The 21,439-nt window shown below is 57.8% G+C and carries 23 protein-coding genes; 10 read left to right on the forward strand and 13 right to left on the reverse strand.

All coding sequences use genetic code 11. The features are described from left to right. Nucleotides 1-104 precede the first annotated feature (104 nt). The 9 genes from NDO48_RS17705 to NDO48_RS17750 all read left to right on the forward strand — a co-directional run bounded on the left by NDO48_RS17705 (nt 105) and on the right by NDO48_RS17750 (nt 9,389). Complete coding sequence (locus tag NDO48_RS17705) at nt 105-2,315, forward strand: AAA family ATPase (protein ID WP_267321957.1); 2,211 nt, start codon at nt 105-107, stop codon at nt 2,313-2,315. Next, on the forward strand, nt 2,315-3,427 hold the full coding sequence (mcrC, locus tag NDO48_RS17710) for a 5-methylcytosine-specific restriction endonuclease system specificity protein McrC (protein ID WP_267321958.1): 1,113 nt from the start codon (nt 2,315-2,317) through the stop codon (nt 3,425-3,427). Before NDO48_RS17705 ends, mcrC begins: the two co-directional genes overlap by 1 nt. A 295-nt stretch (nt 3,428-3,722) precedes the next feature. Beyond that, entirely contained in the window at nt 3,723-3,839 is a 117-nt protein-coding gene (locus tag NDO48_RS30470) for a MucR family transcriptional regulator (protein WP_323848111.1), read from the forward strand. Nucleotides 3,840-4,542: 703 nt separating this feature from the next. Beyond that, nucleotides 4,543-5,196, forward strand: coding sequence for a hypothetical protein (locus tag NDO48_RS17725; RefSeq protein ID WP_267321959.1), 654 nt, complete (start codon nt 4,543-4,545; stop codon nt 5,194-5,196). Between the two features lie 109 nt (nt 5,197-5,305). Next, nucleotides 5,306-6,199, forward strand: coding sequence for an ectoine/hydroxyectoine ABC transporter substrate-binding protein EhuB (gene ehuB / locus NDO48_RS17730; RefSeq protein WP_267321960.1), 894 nt, complete (start codon nt 5,306-5,308; stop codon nt 6,197-6,199). After that, nucleotides 6,196-6,855 (forward strand): amino acid ABC transporter permease, encoded by a 660-nt coding sequence (locus NDO48_RS17735; protein ID WP_018431295.1) that lies wholly within the window; start codon nt 6,196-6,198, stop codon nt 6,853-6,855. Before ehuB ends, NDO48_RS17735 begins: the two co-directional genes overlap by 4 nt. Beyond that, nucleotides 6,845-7,504 carry an amino acid ABC transporter permease gene (locus NDO48_RS17740; protein WP_018431294.1) on the forward strand — a complete coding sequence of 220 codons (660 nt, stop codon included), beginning with the start codon at nt 6,845-6,847 and terminating at the stop codon, nt 7,502-7,504. The genes NDO48_RS17735 and NDO48_RS17740 overlap by 11 nt, the downstream gene beginning before the upstream one ends. 89 nt (nt 7,505-7,593) lie before the next feature. Next, nucleotides 7,594-8,343: an amino acid ABC transporter ATP-binding protein gene (locus NDO48_RS17745; RefSeq protein WP_267321961.1), complete on the forward strand. Its 750-nt coding sequence runs from the start codon at nt 7,594-7,596 to the stop codon at nt 8,341-8,343. A gap of 14 nt (nt 8,344-8,357) precedes the next feature. Continuing rightward, nucleotides 8,358-9,389 (forward strand): succinylglutamate desuccinylase/aspartoacylase family protein, encoded by a 1,032-nt coding sequence (locus NDO48_RS17750; protein ID WP_267321962.1) that lies wholly within the window; start codon nt 8,358-8,360, stop codon nt 9,387-9,389. 76 nt (nt 9,390-9,465) lie between these two features. On the opposite strand, the gene NDO48_RS17755 is transcribed toward NDO48_RS17750, so the two are convergent. The 4 genes from NDO48_RS17755 to NDO48_RS17770 form a co-directional block, all read right to left on the reverse strand. Next, nucleotides 9,466-9,966, reverse strand: a complete 501-nt coding sequence (locus NDO48_RS17755) for a GNAT family N-acetyltransferase (protein ID WP_267321963.1) — start codon at nt 9,964-9,966, stop codon at nt 9,466-9,468. A gap of 12 nt (nt 9,967-9,978) precedes the next feature. Continuing rightward, a complete protein-coding gene (locus NDO48_RS17760) occupies nt 9,979-10,638 on the reverse strand; it encodes an acyl-homoserine-lactone synthase (RefSeq protein ID WP_267321964.1) in 660 nt (219 codons plus the stop codon). A 43-nt stretch (nt 10,639-10,681) separates the two neighbouring features. Next, nucleotides 10,682-11,440, reverse strand: coding sequence for an autoinducer binding domain-containing protein (locus NDO48_RS17765; RefSeq protein ID WP_323848116.1), 759 nt, complete (start codon nt 11,438-11,440; stop codon nt 10,682-10,684). A 162-nt stretch (nt 11,441-11,602) separates the two neighbouring features. Then, on the reverse strand, nt 11,603-11,899 hold the full coding sequence (locus NDO48_RS17770; protein WP_323848112.1) for a helix-turn-helix transcriptional regulator: 297 nt from the start codon (nt 11,897-11,899) through the stop codon (nt 11,603-11,605). 435 nt (nt 11,900-12,334) lie between these two features. Here NDO48_RS17770 and NDO48_RS17775 point away from each other — a divergent pair, with 435 nt between their 5' ends. After that, entirely contained in the window at nt 12,335-13,411 is a 1,077-nt protein-coding gene (locus NDO48_RS17775; RefSeq protein WP_416377209.1) for a threonine synthase, read from the forward strand. Nucleotides 13,412-13,448: 37 nt separating this feature from the next. On the opposite strand, the gene NDO48_RS17780 is transcribed toward NDO48_RS17775, so the two are convergent. From NDO48_RS17780 to NDO48_RS17820, 9 genes are all read right to left on the reverse strand, one after another. Then, nucleotides 13,449-14,486, reverse strand: coding sequence for a PLP-dependent cysteine synthase family protein (locus NDO48_RS17780; protein ID WP_267321967.1), 1,038 nt, complete (start codon nt 14,484-14,486; stop codon nt 13,449-13,451). Beyond that, nucleotides 14,476-15,432 (reverse strand): kinase, encoded by a 957-nt coding sequence (locus tag NDO48_RS17785; RefSeq protein WP_267321968.1) that lies wholly within the window; start codon nt 15,430-15,432, stop codon nt 14,476-14,478. Before NDO48_RS17785 ends, NDO48_RS17780 begins: the two co-directional genes overlap by 11 nt. Before the next feature lie 299 nt (nt 15,433-15,731). Then, nucleotides 15,732-16,322: a hypothetical protein gene (locus NDO48_RS17790; RefSeq protein WP_267321969.1), complete on the reverse strand. Its 591-nt coding sequence runs from the start codon at nt 16,320-16,322 to the stop codon at nt 15,732-15,734. Between the two features lie 178 nt (nt 16,323-16,500). Continuing rightward, entirely contained in the window at nt 16,501-16,980 is a 480-nt protein-coding gene (locus tag NDO48_RS17795) for a transposase (RefSeq protein ID WP_267321970.1), read from the reverse strand. 226 nt (nt 16,981-17,206) lie between these two features. Further along, nucleotides 17,207-17,914 (reverse strand): autoinducer binding domain-containing protein, encoded by a 708-nt coding sequence (locus NDO48_RS17800; protein ID WP_267321971.1) that lies wholly within the window; start codon nt 17,912-17,914, stop codon nt 17,207-17,209. A 244-nt stretch (nt 17,915-18,158) separates the two neighbouring features. Beyond that, nucleotides 18,159-19,469, reverse strand: coding sequence for an IncP-type conjugal transfer protein TrbI (trbI, locus tag NDO48_RS17805; RefSeq protein ID WP_267321972.1), 1,311 nt, complete (start codon nt 19,467-19,469; stop codon nt 18,159-18,161). A 13-nt stretch (nt 19,470-19,482) separates the two neighbouring features. Further along, nucleotides 19,483-19,914, reverse strand: a complete 432-nt coding sequence (gene trbH, locus NDO48_RS17810) for a conjugal transfer protein TrbH (RefSeq protein WP_267321973.1) — start codon at nt 19,912-19,914, stop codon at nt 19,483-19,485. Between the two features lies 1 nt (nt 19,915). Further along, complete coding sequence (trbG, locus tag NDO48_RS17815; protein ID WP_267321974.1) at nt 19,916-20,770, reverse strand: P-type conjugative transfer protein TrbG; 855 nt, start codon at nt 20,768-20,770, stop codon at nt 19,916-19,918. A gap of 5 nt (nt 20,771-20,775) precedes the next feature. Continuing rightward, nucleotides 20,776-21,438 (reverse strand): conjugal transfer protein TrbF, encoded by a 663-nt coding sequence (locus NDO48_RS17820; protein ID WP_267321975.1) that lies wholly within the window; start codon nt 21,436-21,438, stop codon nt 20,776-20,778. Nucleotide 21,439 lies beyond the last annotated feature (1 nt).

Raw genomic sequence — 21,439 nt, forward strand, 5'->3', positions numbered from 1 at the left:
CGCAGGGCAGCGAGTGGAGTGGCACTGCCCATCGGCGCTCACTTTGAAGTAGTGCTTGCAGGGTGCTTCCGCCGATCGAACAATAGAGGTCAGAGGGAGGCACTATGACCCTGAATATCGGCAAGACTTACGAAGCGATCCGCGCAGCTGCGAAGCAAAAGCGCTTTTTGACCTATGGTGAGGTTGCGGCCGCGAGCGGTGTCGAGTGGAACAAAGCGCGGCGTCCCATTCCTCAACACCTCGACCAACTCGTAAAGATTTCGCACGAACGCGGCTGGCCGCTCCTCTCGGCAATTGTCGTCAACAAAGAAAATGTCGAGACGGGCGAACTCGCCGGGGAGTCTCTTGCCGGCTTCCTCGCTGCTATCGAGAAGATCGGTATCCCTGTTGAGGACCCAAAAGCCTTTCTAAAGCAGCAGCAACAGGCTGTGTTCGCTTGGGCGGATAGCGCGCCTGAGCATCTCTCAGATGGGTCAGTCGCCCCCCCAAACGGCTCGGCTGGACCTCGCTTCGTGCATTATTTCAATCCGGTTCTCGATGCGCTCCGTTCGCTTGGTGGATCGGCTGCACCAGAGAGCGTGTATGATTGGATTCGCGGTCAAGTCCAGGTTCCCGTCGAAGAACTGGAGGGGGTCAATAAGGGGGGGCAGTCCAAGTTCCATAACAAGGTCGCTTGGGCACGTTTCTATCTGGCCAAAGCCGGACTCATTGACGCCTCCAAGCGCGGCGTCTGGGCTCTGACTCCCGAAGGGGTCAATACGACCCTCAGCCATACCGACGCGCTCCAGATATTCCGGCGCATCCAGAGCCAGTTCAAAACATCCGCAAATGATGAGGAGGAAGCACCCGACCTGATTTCGACTGAGGAGCTGTTCGCCGATCCCGATCGACGGTTCTGGTTCGTGGGCGCTGCCTGGGGCGGCACAGATGACCAGACGCCGCGTTTTTTGTCCGATGGCATCTGGCAGAATGGCTTCCACAACAAATTCGCGGACGAGGTCAAGAACATGAAGCCAGGCGACAAGATCGCCATCAAGGCGGCCTTCGTCAGAAAGAACAATCTCCCATTCGACAATCTCGGGAAGTCCGTCTCCTGTATGAGGATCAAGGCGATTGGGACAATCACCGACAATGTCGGAGATGGGAAAACTGTCAGGGTCTCCTGGGAGGCGCTCGATCCGCCCCGAGACTGGTTCTTCTACACTTACCGCGTGACCCTTGTTGAAGCTGATCGAAATGATGAGCTTGCCCGCAAGCTGATCGCCTTCACATTCGCCGGACGAAAGCAGGATTACGATTTCTGGATCAATGAGGTCCCGTACTTCGCAAAAAAGTACGGCCCGGTCGCTCGGCCTGCCAACGACGAGGACTTGCTAGCAGACGAGGAGACAGAAACGGAGGAGGAAGCGGCGGCGCCCTCCTATACCATTGAAAATATCGCCGAAGATGGCTGTTTCCTAGCGCCCGAACAGCTTGCGGACATCTTTGGCCGCATCCAAAGCAAAAAGAATCTTGTCCTGCAGGGACCTCCCGGTACTGGAAAGACCTGGCTGGCCAAACGTCTTGCCTATGCGATGATCGGATCAAGAGACCCCAAGGTTACACGAGATCGACTGCGCGTGGTCCAGTTTCACCCGTCTCTGTCGTACGAGGATTTTGTCCGGGGATGGCGGCCGTCTGTCGCTGGCAAACTCGAGCTTATAGATGGCCTGTTTCTTGAGATTGTCGAGGCAGCAAAAGCCGAGCCCGACCGGCCATTCGTACTGGTGATCGAGGAGATAAACCGTGGAAACCCCGCCCAGATCTTTGGCGAAATCCTGACCCTGCTCGAGGACACCAAGCGCAGCCGGGACGAAGCAATGGAGCTCGCCTATAGGCGCGAACCCGGAGAGCGCGTGTTCGTACCGAAAAATCTTCATGTCATTGGCACTATGAACATCGCTGACCGCTCTTTGGCGCTGGTCGATCTTGCGCTTCGTCGAAGGTTCGCATTCGTGACACTCGAGCCGACGCTCAATGAACTTTGGCGCGCATGGTGCGGCGAAAGGAGCGGGATGCCAGCGGACGCGATAACACTCGTCAAGCACCGCCTCGATGAACTAAATGACGAAATAGAGAACGACCGATCGCTGGGTCCGCAGTATCGGGTTGGTCACAGCTACGTCACGCCGCCGGCCGGGCTCATGGCCGAGAAGGCTGAGAGTTGGTTTAGTGATGTGGTTCGCACCGAAATCGTGCCACTTCTCGAGGAGTATTGGTTCGACGCTCCAGACAAGGTGAAGGCTGCAAAGCAGAAGCTGCTGGCGGGGTTCTGATGCTGCATGCAGGGAATGACGAGCCACTGGCGCCATCTAGCCAGTTGATTGGCCGCATCCCAGTGCGCAACATTTGGCTGCTGTTTCTCTACGCCCATAACCTTGCAAAATTTTATGGCCAACATGCCGCAGAGGTGGAGGAGTCCCCGGACTTCCCGTCGCTGGTGGCGCGTATCCTTTGTTATGCGGTGGAACGCCGCCTTCGCCGAAATCTCAGCCGCGGCTACGTTCAACGGCGTGATGCACTGACGCGGGTGCGCGGGCGTATCGACATCCTGGAAACCTTTTCTGGTGATCTGCTCAGAAAGGGCATGATTGCCTGTCGGTTTGAGGAATTGACGTTCGACACGCCCCGCAACCGGCTCGTCAGGGCCGCTCTCGATGCCCTGGCGAACCGCATAAATGATGGGCTTCTTGCTCATCAATGTGCGTGGCTTGCCGGTGATCTCGGGCGGCATGGCGTTGATGGCGCAAGGCCCAGTCGCGCAGAACTCAGCGCTGATCGGATCGGCAGACACGACGCCGATGACTTGCTCATGGTCACCCTCGCGCGCATAGTCTTCGACTTGGTGTTGCCAACCGAGGACGCTGGCAGAAACGCACTCACTCGGGTCGAAAAGGATCTTTTCCTCGTTCGTCGATTGTTCGAGAAGGCAATTGGGAACTTCTACGCCGCTGAGCTGCCGGCATTGGGGTGGAAGGTGTCGCAAGGGAAACGCCTGTCGTGGCAGATCGAAAACGCCACATCTGGTATTGCCGCAATAATGCCTGGCATGACCTCGGACATCATCCTTGAGCACTCCAGCCAACACCGGCGCATCATAATCGACACGAAGTTCACCTCAGTCTTCGGCGCCTCTCAACATCGAGCTGAGATCCTCAAGAGCGGCTACATCTATCAGCTCTACACTTACATCCGCAGCCAGGAGCGGGAAGAGGACCCGCTCTCGTCGTCAGCTTCAGGGATGTTCATCCACCCGTCGGTCGAAAGCGAGTTGGACGAAACGGTTAGAATACAGGGGCACGATCTGCGGTTTTCAACTATCGATCTCGGACTGCCGAGCACCGAGATTGTGAAGCGGCTGCGCGCGCTTGTCGCCGAGTGCAGCTAATCTTGCTAAGCCACTAGCGGACGCAATTCGAGGGCGAGAAGGGGATACACCACTGTTCCTACTGGCAACGTCCGCTTCCAGGAAGTGTGCACACAACGACCGACGACTGAAATGCGGGCGCATAGCTGCCATACAGCTGCCTTCAGCCAGCCTGGAAATCCAAGTCGCTTGTCGACCGCACGGGTTGGCCGTCTCTGAATTGGAGTCACCTCCCCTCCCCGCCTGATCGAGGTGGACTTTCGTGCATCAATGTTCCCGGAAAGCTGGGTTTCGATGCTGGCGCAAGCCGAACAGGATGCTCAAGCGCCACCTTTCGCTTCATGGGCTCACGCCAGAACAATATCGTGCCAAGCGGCGGCTCCCCAGGGATCATCCCATGGTTGCGCCGAAACTATTCGCTTCGTCGCTCTGAGGTAGCCAAGAGCTTTGGACCCGGCCGCAAGCCTGCCCAAAAAGAAGCTTGCAAGCAAAGCGGGATGCACGAAAGGCAAACCGGTAGCTAGGCGTACAGCTTTCGGCTCCGAGTTGGGCAGCCTGAGATATCGGATTCGTGGTTGCGAAGCGTGGCTGCCGCAAGGGGGCGTCGACTAGGAGCGGCTGGATGCGCACCAATGCTACCGCTTGCGAGGCCGAGGGGTTAGACAAAGGCTGATATTGCTTGTAGCGGCCGCCTCTTACCTTCCACAAGTTCGAGGCGCCTGTCAGGGACTGGGCGCGCGGACGAGCCTTACACCCATTCCACCACCGTTTTCAGGGATGAACACTATGCCAGCAATTACGAGGGCATTGAATATTTTGGCAGTGGTATCTGGGCGACCACCAAAAACACCGTCCTCTGCCTCCAGACGAGCGATAGTCGGTTCTGAAACCCCAGAATGATTGGCAAGGTCTCCCTGAGACCATCCGAGGAGCGCCCTCGCGGCCTTCACTTGCCGAGTAGTGATTTTGTAATTTGATAGTTTTTCTATTGACATCCAAAAGGGCTTATTGATATTTTTTCTATCAATCCTCTGAGGGCGCACGGCAAAACCGGGGCCGCCACCCAGAGCGGCTGACCGTGATGCGCGAACATCCTGGCCAGCCTGACCAAACCCAAGCTGGTTGGAGCTCGGATCATGGCTGATTCCGACAATACCACAGCTTTGCCTTTCGTCATCCAAGGAGGACGAAAGAAGGGCTGTGCTGTGGATGACGAAGCGAGAAGTAATGGCGTGGCACATGCCGAGCGGCGCCGCGCGGATTTCCTTACGCCATTGGATCCTTGTGTTGTCCTGCTGCAGGATTGGGAACAGGCACACCACATGGCCATGGTTTTGTGCCGGCTGCAGCAGCGTCTGGAGATAAGGATCAGGAATGCCCTGGCTTCCTCGGAAACCGAAGGCGGGCTCCAAAACGACCAGCAGCGCCCGCCGCAAGCATCCGTACCGACAGATCGTCAGACACGTTGGGACGACCTCGATCGCGAGATCGGATACTCGCGAGCCCGTGCCGCCGAGGCGCAGGCCATCGAGGCTGAAGAAGAGATTGTCGACGCTGTTGCCGACACACCCGCCCAGTCAATCGCCGGGGTGATCGCAAAACTGAAGATCATTGTCGGCGGTGGCGAGACCATGGCGGACACATCGGCGTTCCCCTGGCCGCAAATCCAGTCGACCTTGGCGGATCTAAAGGCATTGGGCGAAAGCGAGGTGGACGCAGAGACCTCCGGTCTTCGCCCATCCGTGTCCGCCGCCAAAAAGGCCACCAAACACCATCCACGGCGAGGCTGAGCGCTCTCGGGATCGCGGGAGGCGACACCGCGATGTTGCACGGCCAGATGCCAGGCGTCCTCGCATTCGCCGCCGAAGCAACCTTTTTGACAAGAATGGGAGAGAGAAAATGACTTTTGGGAGTTCTGTGCTTCAGCGGCTTGCGCCGATGTGGAGGGCATTGCTGGCGTTGACCTTCGCCCTTTCTTGCGGCGCGGCCTTGGCCGAGACGACGAAGGAGCGTGTCATGCGCGAGGGGAAGATCGTCATCGGCATTCACAACCGGACCCCATGGGGCTTTCGCGATGAGGCCACTGGCGAAGCCAAAGGATGGCATCCGGACCTGTTGAGAGCTGCCTTCTCCGAACTTGGCGTCAAGGAACTCGATATCAGGGTAACCGAGTTTGGCGCCCTTATCCCGGGGCTGCTGGCCGGTCGCTTCGATGCGGTGGCTTCCGGTCTTTCCATCACGCCGGAGCGCTGCAGGCAGGTCGCCTTCGGATCTCCTGATCTGAAGGTCCATGACGCGGCGATCGTGCTGGCCGGCAATCCAAAGCGGATCCATGGCTTCGACGATATCGTGCGGCAAGACATCATCATGGGTGCGGGCCGCGGCAGTGTGTCAGTCAGGAATGCGACCGCAGCCGGCGTTCCGGAAAGCCGCATGCTGCTGTTCCCCGACATTGAGGCGAACATCTCTGCCCTGCGCTCCGGCCGCATCGATGTGACGGTGCTGTCTTCTCCTACCGCGATCGGGCTGTTTTCGAGCGGTAAGCTTGAGGGTCTGGAAAGCGCCACTCCCTTCGTGACGACGGATGAACAGGCCACCTATGCAGCGGTCGCCTTTCGCACCGAGGATCAGGATCTCAGGGCGCTGTGGGATGAACGGCTTGCGGCACTGACGAAAGATGGCACGGCCCGCAAGGTCATGGCCAGATATGGCTTTGGCGAGACCGAGATCGTTCCAGAAACCGTCACCGTTGAGAAGCTCTGCGGTGGCAGCATGGCTGGTGCCGCAAAATGAGCATCCTAGAAATTTGGCTCGGCATCCTGCAGGGGTTTCGCGTCACCGCTCTGGTGACGCTCTATGGCCTTGTCTTTGCCATCCCCTTCGGCCTCGTTTTCGGCGTCGCCCAATATCTGACCAAGGGCCTGGCGCGCTTCGTGGTGACATCGATCATCGAATTCTGGCGCAGCTCCGCCGTCATCATCCTGCTCTTTGTATTCTATTACGCCCTGCCCATCGCCGGTCTGGCACTGTCGGCAATGACAGTCAGCGCCATGGTGCTGGGCCTCAACATTGGCGGCTATGCGAGCCAGGCGGTTCGAGCCGGCCTGCAGGCGCTGGACCGCGGGCAGAAGGAGGCTGGCCAGGCATTGGGTTTGTCGCGGTCCACCATCCTCCTGTGCATCGAGCTGCCGCAGGCGCTGGTGGCGATGAGCCCGACCTTCATCAACCACATCATCCAGCTGGTGAAGGCGACATCGCTTGTTTCATTGGTCACGCTGACCGACATGACCTTTCGCGCCAAGGAGATCTCACAGATCGAATACGACCCGGCGCCGATCTACACCTCGCTGCTGCTGGCCTACTTCATCGTCTGCTATCCGATTGCGCTGTTCGGTCGATGGGTGGAACGGCGTATCAACCCCGCAAGGGAGGCGCTTCGTGCAGTTTGATCCCGCCTTTGCGCTTTCGACGGCGCCAACCATCCTCGGCGCCATCGGCATGACGCTGCTGGTGGCAGCGGTCAGCTGTCTTGGCGCCTCCGCTATCGGTTTCGGCTTCGAGCTCGTCAGGCGTTCGGGTGGTGTGGGAGGCCTGTTCATCGGGTTCGTCATCGACTTCATCCGGGCAACGCCGGTGCTGGTCTGGCTCTACTGCCTGTACTTCATTCTGCCCTTCTACGGCATTCGCCTCGGCGCGCTAACCACAGGCATGATCGGGCTCAGCCTCTATTACAGTGGTTATCTCGCCGAGGTGTTCAAGGCGGGTATCGACGCTATCCCCAACGGTCAGGCGGAAGCCGCCAAGGCGCTCGGTCTCGGCAGGATCGATGCAACCATCTTTGTCGTTGCGCCGCAGATGTTGCGCAACATTGCAGCGCCCATGGGCAACTACTTCGTCTCGATCCTGAAGGCGACACCTTATCTTGCGGTGCTCGCGGTGCCGGAGATGCTGGGTCGTGCCTTCGACATTGCATCCGACACCTATCGTTATGCCGAGCCGCTGATGGTTGCCGGTCTCATCTTCCTCGGGCTTGCACTCCTGATTTCCCAGGTCATCAAACGGCTTGAAGTCCGCCTGCTTGGGCCGACAGGCAGATAGCCCACCGTCTGGCAACCCAGCCGCCGGCAACATCTTAGCTAAATCATAGACCTAGCTCGCTCCTTTCAGGCGAACTGCAGAGAAAATCCATGACCCAGACAGTCGATAAGCCTGCCGCCCAGATATCATCGCTCAACAAATGGTATGGCGCCTTCCACGTGTTGAAGGAGGTCAGCCTCGTCATCCCTAACGGATCCCGCGTCGTCATCTGCGGGCCTTCCGGTTCGGGCAAGTCCACCCTCATCCGCTGTCTTAACGGGCTTGAGGCCTATCAGCAGGGAACGGTGACACTCGGGATGATCGAAGTCGGCGCCAACAGCAAGCAGACAGCACTCGCTCGTCGGCAGACCGGAATGGTGTTCCAGAGCTTTAACCTGTTTCCGCATCTGACTGTATTGTCGAATTGTACTCTCGCACTACGGCGGGTGCTTTGCATGCCGCGCAACGAAGCCGAGAGCCTGGCTCTCCATTTCCTCGAAAAGGTCCGCATTCCCGAGCAGGCCAACAAATATCCTGCACAGCTGTCGGGCGGGCAGCAGCAGCGGGTGGCGATTGCGCGTGCGCTCTGCATGAACCCGCGCCTGATGCTGTTTGATGAGCCAACCTCCGCTCTCGATCCGGAAATGGTCAAGGAGGTGCTCGACGTCATGACCGGGCTGGCTCACGAGGGCATGACCATGATCTGCGTCACCCACGAAATGGGTTTTGCCCGCGAGGTGGCCGACCAGGTAGTGTTCATGGATCAGGGCAGCATTGTCGAGCAGGCCGAGCCGACAGCGTTCTTTTCGACGCCGAACCACCCCCGCGCCCGGTCTTTCCTCAACACGCTGTTGCACTGAGGGTGGAGGCGACATTGGCGAACGAGACACGCATCTGGACGGACGTCGATTTCCGCAGGGACGGCAAGCAGGTCAGTTGCCTGCGGCTGCCGTTTTCGAGCGACCGTTCAGCTTATGGCACCATTCCAATCCCGATTATCTGCATCAGAAACGGCGATGGACCAACCGCACTGCTGATCGCTGGCAATCATGGCGATGAGTATGAGGGTCAGGTTGCCTTGGGCAAGCTCGCCCGGCAGCTTGATGAGCGCGATCTCCGTGGCCGGATTATCCTCCTTCCGGCATTGAACTATCCTGCCGTGGACGCAGGCAGACGGGTGTCGCCGCTCGATGAAGGCAATCTCAACAGGATGTTTCCAGGCGACGCCAATGGCTCACCGACGCGGATGATTGCCCATTACGTCTCGACGGTGTTGCTGCCGCTTGCCGACATCGTCATCGACCTGCACTCGGGCGGCACCTCGCTGCTTTACCTCCCCTGCTGTCTGATCCGGGTCGGCAAGACCGAAGCCGAGACGGCAAGGCTCGTTGAACTTATGCATGTCTTTGGCGCGTCCATCGGCTCGATCAGCGATGGTTCGGGCGGCGGCGGCGCCACGACACTCTCGGCGACGGCACAGATGCTTGGCATTCCGGCACTGACCACTGAACTCGGCGGAGGAGCGTCAATGTCCCGGCAAGGGGAAGCCCTCGCGCGCAACGGGATCCTGCGTGTGCTGAAGCACATGGCCATCTTGCCCGACGCCATCGTCGAGCCGGCCGCGAAAACCCGATCCATGCGGGTCGATGGCAGGCAAGCGTTCACCTATGCGCCGGTTGGGGGCATATTCGAGCCGGCGGTGGCTCTGGGCGACGAGATCCAGACTGGAGACCTCGCCGGCATCATTCATTCTGTTGCGGAGCCAGCAACAGCGCCAAGATCGGTGCACTTCGGCCAGTCGGGTGTTGTCGCTTGTCAGCGGGCCCTTGCCCTTACAGAGCCTGGGGACTGCCTGTTCAAGCTCGTGGTGGACACGCCGCTATCCACAATCCTTGGATCTGATTGAGATATGGTCCGGAGGCTCCAAGTCAGGGTGAGCTTGCTTTTCCGATGGTGGTGCCGCGAATGCTTCCGCTTGCCACCTATGAGGCGCAGAGGATGGCAATCTCGCCCGTCATTATCGTTTCGGGGCCAATGCGCCCCTGGTGGAAGGCGCCGGTGCTACGGAACCCGCAGCTCAGATAGAGAGCGCAAGCTGATTCGTTCTGAGGGTTCACTGACAACATCAACTGCAAGATATTCGGACGGTTTTCAGCCACCCAGTGCGCTGCCTGCCTGACACTTGTTGCGCCAAAGCCCCGGCGCTGGAACTGTCTGCCAATACGAAAATTGTGCAGTGTCATCACATCTAAAGACGCCCAGACAGGGAGCGCCGGCGCCTCTCTGAGAACGAAGAAGCCAATTGCATCGTCGCCGTGATGCACGATGAAAGGGTAAAGAGCTTCCGGATACGGGCTGTTACGAAGGCGGTCGAAAATCTCCCTGACATGTCCGCCCGAAAACTCCCGCTGATCTGCGTCGAGATGTAGCCCTGCGACGAGATGCTCGTCGGACAGTAGGAGCGCCCGGAGGTGCAACTGCATCTGCGGCGCCTCCTAATGTGTATGGCCCGCGGCCTCAGTCGCGCGAACAGGTTCAAGAACGACCGATGGATGGAGCACTGGCCCTTCTATGCTGTAAAAGCGCCGGGTGCCTTCCAGCGCCGCCTCAGTGACCTCGATGAGTGCTGCGACTATCTCGCTATCGTCGAGCGCGAGTTGTTCGCCCAGAACCTCCACTGTCCAACCCAGCGTCCGCAGCCTGGCTGGCCAGAATGCCTCACACACGACGCTGATCTGCCTAACTCCCAATTGCAGGCTGGCTTCCAGCAAGCCGCAAAGCACTTCGCCTGCCAGGCGCGCGGATTTGCCTGTGGCACGGTGCGGAAATGCAATGAAGAAGCGGGTCCATTCGTAGATGGCGGGAGCGCGGGGCGGATTGCCCTTGGCGAGATGGGGAAACACGTCGCCAAGGAGATGTGGTCGGGTTGATGGGATTAGCCTTGATCCTCCTATGACATCGCCAGAACTATCCAGAGCAAGCAGATAAATTGCATGCTCGGTATCAAATGCGTCCATCTCGATATCGATGGGGCGTGCAATTGACTGCCACTGTCGTTCGACGACGTAGATTTCATGACGCAGCCGAAAATGCTGTTCCATCTGTTGCTGAAACAGCTTCCTGTTTGACCAGTCGACAACGAATACGCGGCGCATGGCGACCTCCTGCCTCGTTTGTATTTGGCCGGCGGGTTAGTCGCTATCGCCAGATCTTGTCATTGCCTGCCTGGATTTCGCCAAGGACGATTGCCTTGGAAACGGCTCGCGAGACGTTGTTTGCGCCGAGCTTTTCGCGGATGTGGCGGAGATGCGATTGCACTGTGAATGTCGATACGTTCAGGATAATCCCGATTTCCTCAGCGGTCTTGCCCGCGGCATTCCATTGGAGAACCTCGGCTTCGCGAGGTCCCAGTATTGGTCCGCATTCGACGTCAAGCAGCCCTTCCAGCCGACAGATCGTTTGAAAGGCTTTCACGCAGAGGACTTCAACCAGGGGGCGCGCCACTTGAGACAGTTCTAGTCTTTCCCCGGCTGCGGTCACGACGGCAGGCCCCCGGAAAGGGATGTGGATCGGAACGCAAAGTCCGTCTTTCATGGCGAAAGCCCGGGCTTCATCCATCACCAGCTTTGCGCGCGGTGACATGGGCTCGAACTGCAAGTCGCTCCAAAGAAAGGGGAAGGCTCGATGCCTGCATCGAGCGACACAAGGGTCATGCTGAAAATGCCCCTCTTCGACATAACGACGAAACCACTCCTGGCGCCAGCCATCGCAAAGTATTTCGCGGTGCCACTGTCGATCCTGGGGTACCGGCAGGCCAGTGATCAGGAGATCAGTGAAGCCAAAGCGCGCCAGATGGCCTTTGAGGGCTTTCAGGACATCGGAAGTTGCATTGACCTGCGAGAGGTCATGGGCCGCCTGGACCAGTTCAAGGATTAGTCTTTCTTCGTCGAGACGTATCGTGGGCCTCCCGAATCGTGGACAGAATGGTGTAAGAAATCATATTTTTGACGGCCGAAAATGCAATGTAACGAAGGTACTATTGAAAGGAAGGTATCTAATAACTAGAGGTCTTTGCAGAAGGGTTGGTCAATAGCCTAAATTTGTCTTAGGGGATTCTTTTTAAGAATCCTCAAAATTATCAGCTGTTTTCTTTGCCGCTGCGATCGGCGCGGCTTCAGTGTCGAGCTCAGTGGGGACGGCAATCAGTTCCCAGCCGTCGACGCCAAGTGTCCGTGCCAGGATCTCCAACGTATCCAGTGTTGCATTTCGGCGACCTGTCTCAACGCTGCTTACATAGGCCCGCGAGAGACCCGACAGAAGCGAGAGGCGCTCTTGCGACAGCTCTCTGTCTCTCCGCAGCCGGCGTACGTTAAGGCCCAGTCGATGTCGCAGGTCCATACGGTGCAACCTCTCCATTGTTCATTATAGGATGGCACACTTTAGGAGTCATTTTGATTGACTTCAACCGACATGCCTGATTGAAGTCGAGTGGCATGAACTCGCTATGGTGAGAGTTGAGATGAAGCAGTTTTCTCAGAATTTGATGGTCAAGCTTATCAATTCTGAAGTGCGTTTCGAGAAATCGTACAGAACGGCTATCCGGTTTACTCCACTGGCCCTGGTGTGGGGAGCCACCAGCAGCGCCAAGTCTTTCCCGGAGGCTCGCTCGTGACAAGCGTAACGGGCTATGCCTGCATAAGGTGCGACGCGCGTTATCCCGCAACACTGGCGATTGACTCGAGGGGTTGTCCGCTTTGTGCGCCGGTCGCACCTGCCAACCTGGCGCCGATATATGGTGAGCAGTCAGACGTCGGCCGGGCCTTTTCAGGGGAGCAAGCCGGTGGTTCGTCGTTGTGGAAATATATCCAAAGGCTACCTTGTGCATCCAAGGACATCGTTAGCCTGGGTGAAGGCCAGACACCTCTGACCCCTTGTTCCCGGATAGGTTCATCATTGGGCGTGCCCAACTTTGCCATAAAGGATGAGAGCCGTAATCCGACTTGGTCGTACAAGGATAGGTTCTCGACGGTAGCGGTCTCGATTGCGCGGGCGCAGGGCGCGAAGGTAGTTGCCACGGCATCATCGGGCAATGCAGGCGCTTCTCTTGCAGCCTACGCCGCAAAAGCGGACATGGATTGTGTCGTGGCGACGTTTGCGGGCACTGCCGGTCCGATGCTGTCCCAGATCAGGAAGCATGGGGCCATTGTCCTTACGCTGGCCAACAAGGTTGACAGGTGGAAGATCCTTGCCGAAGCGCAGGACCGGTTTGGCTGGTTTGTTACCTCTCCTTTCAGCGCACCTGTGGTGGGTAGTCATCCACTTGCCATCGAGGGCTATAAGACGATCGCATACGAGATTGTCGAACAGAGATCAGGCAATGTTCCAGACTGGTGTGTCATGCCGGTCTGCTATGGCGACGCACTCTCTGGCGTGTGGGCCGGGTTCAAGGAACTTTTCCACGCCGGTCTCATAGACTGCCTCCCGAAAATGGTGGCAGCGGAGGTCCACGGTTCCCTGACGGCCGCACTCGCCGACAGGACGGATCAAGTTGCGGAACAGGAAGCCAGTTTCGCCTCAATCGCCGTTTCGATCGGCACGTCGCGTAGTACCTATCAGGCGCTCCGGGCACTTCGAGAATCGTCAGGCCATGCGGTTCAGGTATCCAACGAAGGCCTGGTCGACATGCAGTCACGCCTCGCCAGAAGCGAAGGAATTTTTGCAGAACTGGCGTCCGTTACCCCTCTCATGGCGATAAGGGCCCTGACTGATCGCAGGATAATTGCCGCAACCGATAGCGTCGTTGCAGTTGTTACTGCTGGCGGCCTCAAGGATCTCGATCGGTCGACCGACCCTGGGGCAGACTATGGCGCATTCAACACAACTGAGGATGCCTGGAACTGGTTCCTGAAGGGCCACGGAATGGCCTGAGGCTAATTGCCTTGAGCTGCCGGGGCCCCGCACATTGTCAGCCGTCGGTCTGCTGGAGGCGCAACACGTCATCAAGGCTGCGCCGCCCCCAGTCAAAACGTGTCCACGCAGTCTCTGGTCTGGGTTCGATCCTGGAGATTCTTGTGGGCGCGCTGGATGCTGGGGTCCTCCAACCAGGCAAGGTGGCGAGCCAAATGTCGCTGTAAACTGTGTCTGCATGCCGATGGCCTTCATCCGGCAAGATCACGGCGACCCGCGCATCGGGAGAGGTTTTGCTCACCCACTGACCGACAAGGGCTGCGGCACCGCTGGTTGGGCCCATGAACATTCCATGCTGTCGAAACAGACGGTGAGCAGCATGAAATGCCGGGTAAGCCCCAACCCAGTGGATCTCGTCTATGAGCTCGTGGCGAACATTCCTGGGAAGAACGCTGTTTCCCAGGCCCCTGAGAACGCGTTTTCCGAGCGGCTGTCCAAACAGGATGCTGCGATGCGTGTCGACGCCTATGATCTTGAGATCCGGAAACACAGATCGCAAGAACGTGCCGGTACCGCAAAGTGACCCTCCGGTACCGATGCATCCGACAAGGCAGTCTATCTGGCCCATTGCGCGCACAAAAAGATCGGCTAGACGCGCGTATGCGAGCCAGTTCCCGTCGCTGTCATACTGGCGGGTCCAGAAGGCGTCCGTCTCCTTTCGCAGTATGGTGTTCAGACTTTCGAGCCGACCGGTCTGATTGCCATCGCCACGGGGATCGTCGAGGGCGATGACTTCAGAACCAAGGCGCTGAAGTCGCGCCTGGTACTTAGGGTCCATCAGGCTTGAGGCGGTGACCAATGTCAGTCGATAGCCGCGGGCTGCGGCGAGAAGCGCCACCGCCATGCCAAATGTGCCCGATGTTGTTTCGACTACATGCGCTCCGCTTTTGAGCTCGCCTGCTGCTTCAGCCCGGTCGAGGATGAAACGGGCTGGCATCAGTTTCATCAACGGAAAGGCTGCCGCGACAAGGTTGTCGGCCAACCGGGCCATTCGGGGCGTCTCGAGCGCCCTGAAATAGTCTGCGTCAATGCTCATCTGCCCCTCCTCTCGGGTAGATCGGCTGCACTGAAACGTCTCTGAAACCGACTGCGACGGCTGCTTCTGCAATGTTGCGGCTAGCGTCGGCCAGGCCGTATGCCGTAGCGTCCAGGAGAATACCGATGAGAGATCCGCTATGGGCGACTTGCACTCCGCAGGCCCGATACGCGTTCGCAATGCCAATGGCAGTTTCGAATTGGTCCTTGGCGAGATGACGTTGACTGATCTTTGCACTGAGGCTGGCTGCCTGACCCAACAGATATGGGTCCTGATGCCTTATTGCGCGGGCTGCCAACCCTCTCAACATTGCAAAAGTCTGGATCTCTTCGCCTGAATAGCGAGCGGGAGGCAAAACGAGCGTATCGACCGGTTGCCCGCCATTCGCCTTGAAGCCTATGACCCAGAGCGGCGGCAAGGCGTCACCGAAATGCTCGATCACCGTGCCTTCGCGCTGGGCAAACAGAACAGCCTGGTCCTCATAGGCTATGGCGTCGCTTGCTCTCTCGGCTTCGACCGCCAAACGTGAGACAACCGAAGGTCGAAGCATCGTCGTAAATGCATCGGCAACAGCGCGTATCGATGCAACGACATCGGCCGTGGAGGAGCCATATCCATGGCCTAGAGGAATTGTGCCTTCCACCGTGAGAAGGCCGCCCTGATTTTGGCGGTCCAAATGCCTCAGAGTGAGGAGCGCTGCCTTTGCCGCCTTGGTCTTTTCCGGCGGAACCACGCTGACCCCTTGCCGGTCAGCTCTCTGAAAGATTGCGTGAGAGCCCATGTTGCGCAGTGGAAGCGTGACCAGTCCGCGGTGCAGCCGTCCCGTTTCATCCTGGAATACGCCCTGAATCAGTTCGCCGTGATGTGCACAGGCCCGACCCTTTCCGTCGTGTTGGACAACATTTGGCTGAATCGGGTCGGGATACGATTTCGCGAGCCCTGTCATCACTCTTCTCCATCGCAACATCGAGCTGGATGAAGAATTTGATCGAGGAAAGCGTACACGTCACTCGCCACATTTGGCGATTGCCGGACTTTCAGAATAGACGACTATGCGATGGTGGCCAAAAGCGGAGGTCTTCGTCACTATGATGGGGGTAAGATCCATCGCCGTGACGACTCTTGCAGCGGCTAAATCAGGCGTATTTCAAATGATTTCCTGCACCCCTTTCCCGCTGCAAACCGGCAGTTTTTTATTTCGCGACCACCGGCGCCGCAACGGTCATATAAGGCTCATGGCAGAGCTTAGCTGGGACCAAACCGTGACAGCATCTGCGTGAGTTGTACGTTCTGGAATCGAAGGTGCTCGGCCAGCAGTTCTCTCAGGCGCTTGTTCTCTACCTCAAGAGCTGCAAGTTCATCCGACGAAACTGATCCTGCGACAGGCGTGGTTTTTGCGCTCTGATAATCGCTGGCTCGCTTCGACCGTTGGCTGCGTTCGACACGCCTTTTAGCAGGACCCTGCGATTTCAAACGAGGTTTCGTTGAGCGTACATTTTCTTGCACTGCCGCCAACGATGCAGCCTCGGGATGTTCGGTATCAGCGTCGGGCAACCCGTCAGTCGCCAAAATACCAGTTGCTGTGCTGGTAGTTTGAACAACGTCAGCGGCAGCGTCTGCTTCGTCTGCAGCCTCGAACGCTTCGGGTAACGTCACTGCACCTGCGATGGCGGTATCGGGCTCGTGGCCCGGAAGAGCCAGATTGGGGTGCAGATCTTCGACTTCCCTGGTCAACGCCTTCAGATCAGTGTCGTCCCAAATCGAGTTTGTCTGTGCATTTGTCCGGCGCCGAGGCGATTTGAACTCGACAACGAATTTCCGCTGTGGCGTCTTCATGATCAATTCCAGGTAACTTTCCAAATTGGCAACCGCTCGTCAGCGCCTTGCCACCTGATTTGGACATACAGCAGGCGGCTGTCCGCGGTAGCGGACAGCGTAAATGGCAGTGCCACTCACCAAAGTTGCTCCGCGTCGTCAAAAGACGCCGCAACTCAATAAGCTAGTCGCGAACGCTCTAGTTCATTCCGAGCCTTTTGCGCAACTCGAGATTTTCCGCCCGCAACTTTTCGGCCAGAAGTAAACGAAGCCGCTGGTTTTCCGCTTCGAGCTGAACCAGCTCGGCCAGCTCGTGGCCGCCTGAAGAAACCTTTGCAACCTTTGAAGCAGCGGGTTTCCCATTTTTCTTGGCGACAGGCTTTTCATGGCGCTGCCACAGATAGTAGGTCTGCATTGAGATTCCTGCGCCCTTGACTACCTCTCGCAGCGGGCCCTTGCCTTCAGCGATTTGTGCGCTGATTGCCTTGAGTAGATCGGCTTTCTGACTTTCGCTGTATATCTTGCGTTTGGTGCTCTGCGTTTTTGCTGGTGCTGCTTTCGGTGCAGCATGAATGGTCGCGGCCGCAGTTTTCTTGCGTCTCGGTGTCTTCTGCTTTGCAGCAGCAGTTCCCTCAGTGGGTTCGCCGGCCGCAGCCGGTGTATTGTTCTCGTCAGCCATTTGTACCGCCCTCGTTTGACAGCGCATTACTCGAACGAGTGGCAAATAGAGTCAACACGTCAGGAAGAATGTCCTTGAGCTAGTGAATGCAAATGCAACCTCACTAAGCCTGATGCGATGGCCAGGACCGCCAGTTCAGTTTCTGCCTTCCAAATTTTCTGGTTCACTGCGTGGGTAATGAATTACGTAAATCAGGCCCGTATATGCCGACGCAGCGTGCATATCGTCAGATAATTCCCTTATCTTTTGCGATCGAAACGGCCTGTACCAAATTGGCCGCATCAAGTTTCTTGCGGGCATTGTCGAGATAAAACTGAACTGTTCGGTATTGAAGGTTTGTGATTATCGAGATTTCTCGCATGTACTTACCCTTCGCTGCCCACTTCAAGCATACCGCCTCTTGAGATGTAAGGGTCAGCGAGCAACTCATGAGATCGCTGTCGCTGATGGCTCGAAGCCGATGGTGAACGTAAAGAACTGCCTGTTCCGCGCGCGCTACATTGGCAGACGTGGGAAGCAGGCTTTTCTGCCTCGCAGAGGTGAGTGACAGCATCAGGATGCTGCCGTAGCTGCCAAGCACCGGAATAGACAATCCTGAGCATAGTCCGTACTCCTTGGCCATGGAACGAAACCGCTTTTCCTCGGTCGTCAGACAGCGACTTGGCCAGTCCTGGACGGACCAGGTGAACACTTGCATAAGGCGCTTGGCGGTCGTTACGACTGGATCGATACGTGCAAACTGGTTCCGCAGATAGTCATGCTGCCACTCAAGCGGATAGCTGTTGATCGTTGAAATCTCCTTTGACGTTATCTCGAAGTAGGCAAAGCGTTCGTAGCCGCATGCAAGCGAGAATGACTTTAACGCTCCGCGGATCGATCGCTGATCCTTCGAAATGTCAAGCGCATCGATAAGCGCCGTGATCTGTCCGTCCAAATGAATTCTCCGGGATCAGAGATTGTTGCGTTGCGCGGGTAACGAATTTCAGCAACAACCGAGGTACCGGATAGAAAAAGCTATGCAATCGCACAATTTGAGGATTGATGATCGTCCCGAATAGTTGGCCCATACCATGGGATGTGCTGGGAGAAGTGATGGCCTGAGGCGCATAGGGCGGGCTTAGCTCTCTTCCAAATGGGAATTTGCAAGGACAGCCACTTTTGATTTGCGGCCGCGGATCTCAGCCTCGATAGGCCCCAGGAAAGACTATGTCCTGGTCAACAAGGATGTTGAACTTGTAACCCGGTCGGATTTCGAGGGTCGGCTGCACGTCGAGGTTCTTGCTGATGGTGCGCTCTGCCAGCCGCCCAAAGGTCTCGGCGAAATTCCGGCGCGCTGCATCTGATGCATTGTTCTGGTTTGAGCTTGTAGATGATTGCGGAACTGCCATGTCGATGCCAGTGCCGATGATTGCGAGCAGGATCGCCGAGCCGAATGTCTTGAAATAGTGGTTGTCGACCTTGTCCTTGAATCCACCATTGCCTTGCGCATCCGTGCCCGCCATGCCGCCGATCTGCAATGTTGCCCCGTTCGGAAAGATGATGTCGGTCCAGACTGCGAGCACGCGCGACTGGCCGAATGAAACATTGCTGTCATAGCGGCCAAATAGCTTCGTGCCTTGTGGAACGAGCAGACGGTGGCCGGTGGCGCTGTCATAGACGTTTTGGCTGACCTGGGCGGTGATGCGGCCCGGCAGGTCGGAATTGATCCCGGTGATCAACGTTGCGGGTATCACCGAGCCGCGTTTCAGCTCATAGACAGATTGCTGATGAACCAGCCTGTTCGGCAGGTAGCCGAGATCTCTCATGTCAGCATTGAAGAAATCAGTCTTGGCACGCTGGCCGTTCGGATCGAGGTTCTGGCCGCCGATACCTGCCTGAATGGCTGCAGCATAGAGATCGCCGGCCGCGGCAGGTCCGGCTGATATTGCCGATGCGTTTCCGGTGTTCTGTTTGTCGTTTGCATCGGGTGCTTCGAGATTGTTCAGGCTGACGGCAAGAGGCGAGTCGTAGGCAGCATCACTGGCCTGCAGGCGAGCCATTTTCTGGCGATGGCGTTCACGAATGTACTGCTCTCGCTGTTCACGTTCTAAACGGGCTTTCCAGGCTTTCTCGGGTTCACCCTGCTCAGACGATTGATCTTGGCGATCGTGCCTTGTTTCGAAAGGGTTCTCGGCCACCTGTGCTACTACTTGAGCCGGCACTGGTGGCGCCGGTGGGGGCGTGTTCACCTCGGCGGAGTCTCCAATAATGCCATCCGACACCCCGCGCTTCAGCTGCTCGGCATATGTCGATGCCGGGTTGTTCGAGGCAGCGTCGATGCCATCGTCGCTGCGAAAGAGCAGGCCACGCGACGTCAATCCAAAGATGATGACGGCGAAGAAGAGCAGGACGAGTACGACTGCGGCAACCACCGGCAACCTGTTGAGGCGCTGAATGCCGGAGCCGTTCTCCTGGTTTGGCGTACCGCCGAGTTTTAAGGATTGCACCATGTTTGTCCCTCCCCTATCCACGACGCATGACAGAGAGCGGACTTGCCGGGGACGCGCCTGACATTGTTGCCTCGTAGGCACGTCCGAGTTCGACGTTAGTTGTCGACATGCGTACCAGGACCTGGCCTTCATAGATGTCCATGACATAGGCGAGCGGGATCGTCTTGCCCTCCGTCTTCTGATCGGTGGCGACCGCATAACCCCAGCTTTTCAGCGCGGTCTCGAGTGCCTGACCGAACGGTGAGCTATCGGGTTTCAATATGATGGTGTTGTTTCCGGGCCCTATCTGTTCGGCAAGTTTCGTAACCATGTCGCCCGCAATAGCGCTGGCAGCGGACCCAGAAATTTCGGGCGGTGCCGAACTGGCGACAAGCCGATCGGTTGTAGGGGCTTGGCAACCGGCAACAGCAGACCATAGCGACAGAACAGCCAGGACGTGGCGCATCTTAGCGTCCTCGCCTTATGGTGATCTTCTCCTGCCTCCAGCCCACGCCTGAGATGAGAACGGCGCGTTCGAGGTGATAGTCGACCACCATCATATCGCCTTTCATCCGATAATTGACGACGCGGTTCTCGCCTCCAGAGACGACGAACAGCACGGGAGCGTCTTGCCCGGAGATTGATCGCGGAAACTGGATGTAGGTCTTGGTTCCATCGGAATATACACGTGTCGGCCGCCAGCGCGCATTACCGGAGACCGTGTAGCCAAAGTTCAGCCGCTCGGCTGGAACGGCCGCACCTGGCATGATGCTCGCCTCGAGCCGTGCGTTCATGTCAGTCAGCTTCGAGGTGACATCTTCCGGATACTCGAAGCCGACACGCGCCATGTATTGGCTATGATGCGATTTGAGCTGGATATGGTAGGTGCGCCGTGAGGTTGTCACCACCATTGAGGTGACAAGATCGGGCTCGGATGGCTTGACGATCAGATGGATCGCCTGTCCCCCGATCGCACCGGAGGTCGCAGGCTCAATCTTCCAGCGGACAGTATCGCCGACCAGCACGTCGCGTACTGCCTCTCCAGGCTGAAGCTCGATATCGCAGACCTGCAAGGGCGAGCAGACGACCGACGGCTGGATCTCGCCAAAGAGAAAAATCACCTTGCCATCGGTGCCCTTGGTGACGAGACCTCTTTTCCCACGCCACTGCCCGGAAATTCCGGTGCCTTTTTGCTCGTTGGCACTCATGCCTTCGGCACGGGCTCGCAATGAGAAGATCGGAGCCGCAGCGAACGTGGCGGCAAGCGCGATGGCGAGGGCGCGCGCAGTAATGCTGGAGGTGGTCGTATTCATCGGGGCCATGCCTTTCACAGCTGCGCGGTCCAGTCGAAGTCGCGGAGATAGAGACCAATGGGGTTGAGCCGGATGACGCTCTCGTCCTGTGGCGCGGTGAGCGTCACGGTGGCGATGCCGCGGAACCGGCGAAGGCCAGTTTCCTTGCCCCTGCGATCGCGCTCAAACTCGGTCCAATCGATCTGGAACGATTGCGCCGAGAGCGCCACGATGTTGTTGACCTCGATGGCGACGGTGGCAGTCTTGGCCCTGTCGAACGGCGAATTCGACCGGAACCACGCATTGACCTTTTCGGTCGCGGGGTCTGACGTCCGCAAAAGGGCATAGGTGCGGTCAATGTATTGTTTTTGCACGACCGCATCCGGGCTCACACTTCGAAAGTTGGAAACAAAGCTGCCAAGGGTCGCACGCACAACGCGCGCGTCGGCATACTCAATTTGCTGGGGGAACCCCGCATGAGCCGCCGAGCCAAGCTTGTCGACTTCGACAATGTAGGGGACGAGCTTGACCTGGGTGCTCTGAAACAGGGCATAGGAGAAGCCGATCACCGCCATAGCCATCCCGGTGACGCCGACCACACGCCAGCCGGCCGCCGCTCTTACATAAGAGCCATAGCGCTCGTTCCATTCCTGGCGGGCGGCGAGATAAGGGTTTTCTGGTGGGTTGCGCTCGGCCATG

Source organism: Aminobacter sp. MET-1 (assembly GCF_026521175.1).
Classification (GTDB): domain Bacteria; phylum Pseudomonadota; class Alphaproteobacteria; order Rhizobiales; family Rhizobiaceae; genus Aminobacter.

Excerpts from the sequence above, each read along its gene's own strand:
- NDO48_RS17760 (WP_267321964.1), bottom strand. The coding sequence starts at position 10,638 with ATGCGCCGCGTATTCGTTGTCGACTGGTCAAACAGGAAGCTGTTTCAG.
- NDO48_RS17770 (WP_323848112.1), bottom strand. The coding sequence starts at position 11,899 with ATGGAGAGGTTGCACCGTATGGACCTGCGACATCGACTGGGCCTTAAC.
- NDO48_RS17795 (WP_267321970.1), bottom strand. The coding sequence starts at position 16,980 with ATGGCTGACGAGAACAATACACCGGCTGCGGCCGGCGAACCCACTGAG.
- NDO48_RS17735 (WP_018431295.1), top strand. The coding sequence starts at position 6,196 with ATGAGCATCCTAGAAATTTGGCTCGGCATCCTGCAGGGGTTTCGCGTC.
- NDO48_RS17790 (WP_267321969.1), bottom strand. The coding sequence starts at position 16,322 with ATGAAGACGCCACAGCGGAAATTCGTTGTCGAGTTCAAATCGCCTCGG.
- NDO48_RS17725 (WP_267321959.1), top strand. The coding sequence starts at position 4,543 with ATGGCTGATTCCGACAATACCACAGCTTTGCCTTTCGTCATCCAAGGA.
- NDO48_RS30470 (WP_323848111.1), top strand. The coding sequence starts at position 3,723 with ATGCTCAAGCGCCACCTTTCGCTTCATGGGCTCACGCCAGAACAATAT.
- mcrC (WP_267321958.1), top strand. The coding sequence starts at position 2,315 with ATGCTGCATGCAGGGAATGACGAGCCACTGGCGCCATCTAGCCAGTTG.
- trbG (WP_267321974.1), bottom strand. The coding sequence starts at position 20,770 with ATGGCCCCGATGAATACGACCACCTCCAGCATTACTGCGCGCGCCCTC.
- trbI (WP_267321972.1), bottom strand. The coding sequence starts at position 19,469 with ATGGTGCAATCCTTAAAACTCGGCGGTACGCCAAACCAGGAGAACGGC.
- ehuB (WP_267321960.1), top strand. The coding sequence starts at position 5,306 with ATGACTTTTGGGAGTTCTGTGCTTCAGCGGCTTGCGCCGATGTGGAGG.
- NDO48_RS17785 (WP_267321968.1), bottom strand. The coding sequence starts at position 15,432 with ATGACAGGGCTCGCGAAATCGTATCCCGACCCGATTCAGCCAAATGTT.
- NDO48_RS17755 (WP_267321963.1), bottom strand. The coding sequence starts at position 9,966 with ATGCAGTTGCACCTCCGGGCGCTCCTACTGTCCGACGAGCATCTCGTC.
- trbH (WP_267321973.1), bottom strand. The coding sequence starts at position 19,914 with ATGCGCCACGTCCTGGCTGTTCTGTCGCTATGGTCTGCTGTTGCCGGT.
- NDO48_RS17705 (WP_267321957.1), top strand. The coding sequence starts at position 105 with ATGACCCTGAATATCGGCAAGACTTACGAAGCGATCCGCGCAGCTGCG.
- NDO48_RS17780 (WP_267321967.1), bottom strand. The coding sequence starts at position 14,486 with ATGAGCATTGACGCAGACTATTTCAGGGCGCTCGAGACGCCCCGAATG.
- NDO48_RS17820 (WP_267321975.1), bottom strand. The coding sequence starts at position 21,438 with ATGGCCGAGCGCAACCCACCAGAAAACCCTTATCTCGCCGCCCGCCAG.
- NDO48_RS17745 (WP_267321961.1), top strand. The coding sequence starts at position 7,594 with ATGACCCAGACAGTCGATAAGCCTGCCGCCCAGATATCATCGCTCAAC.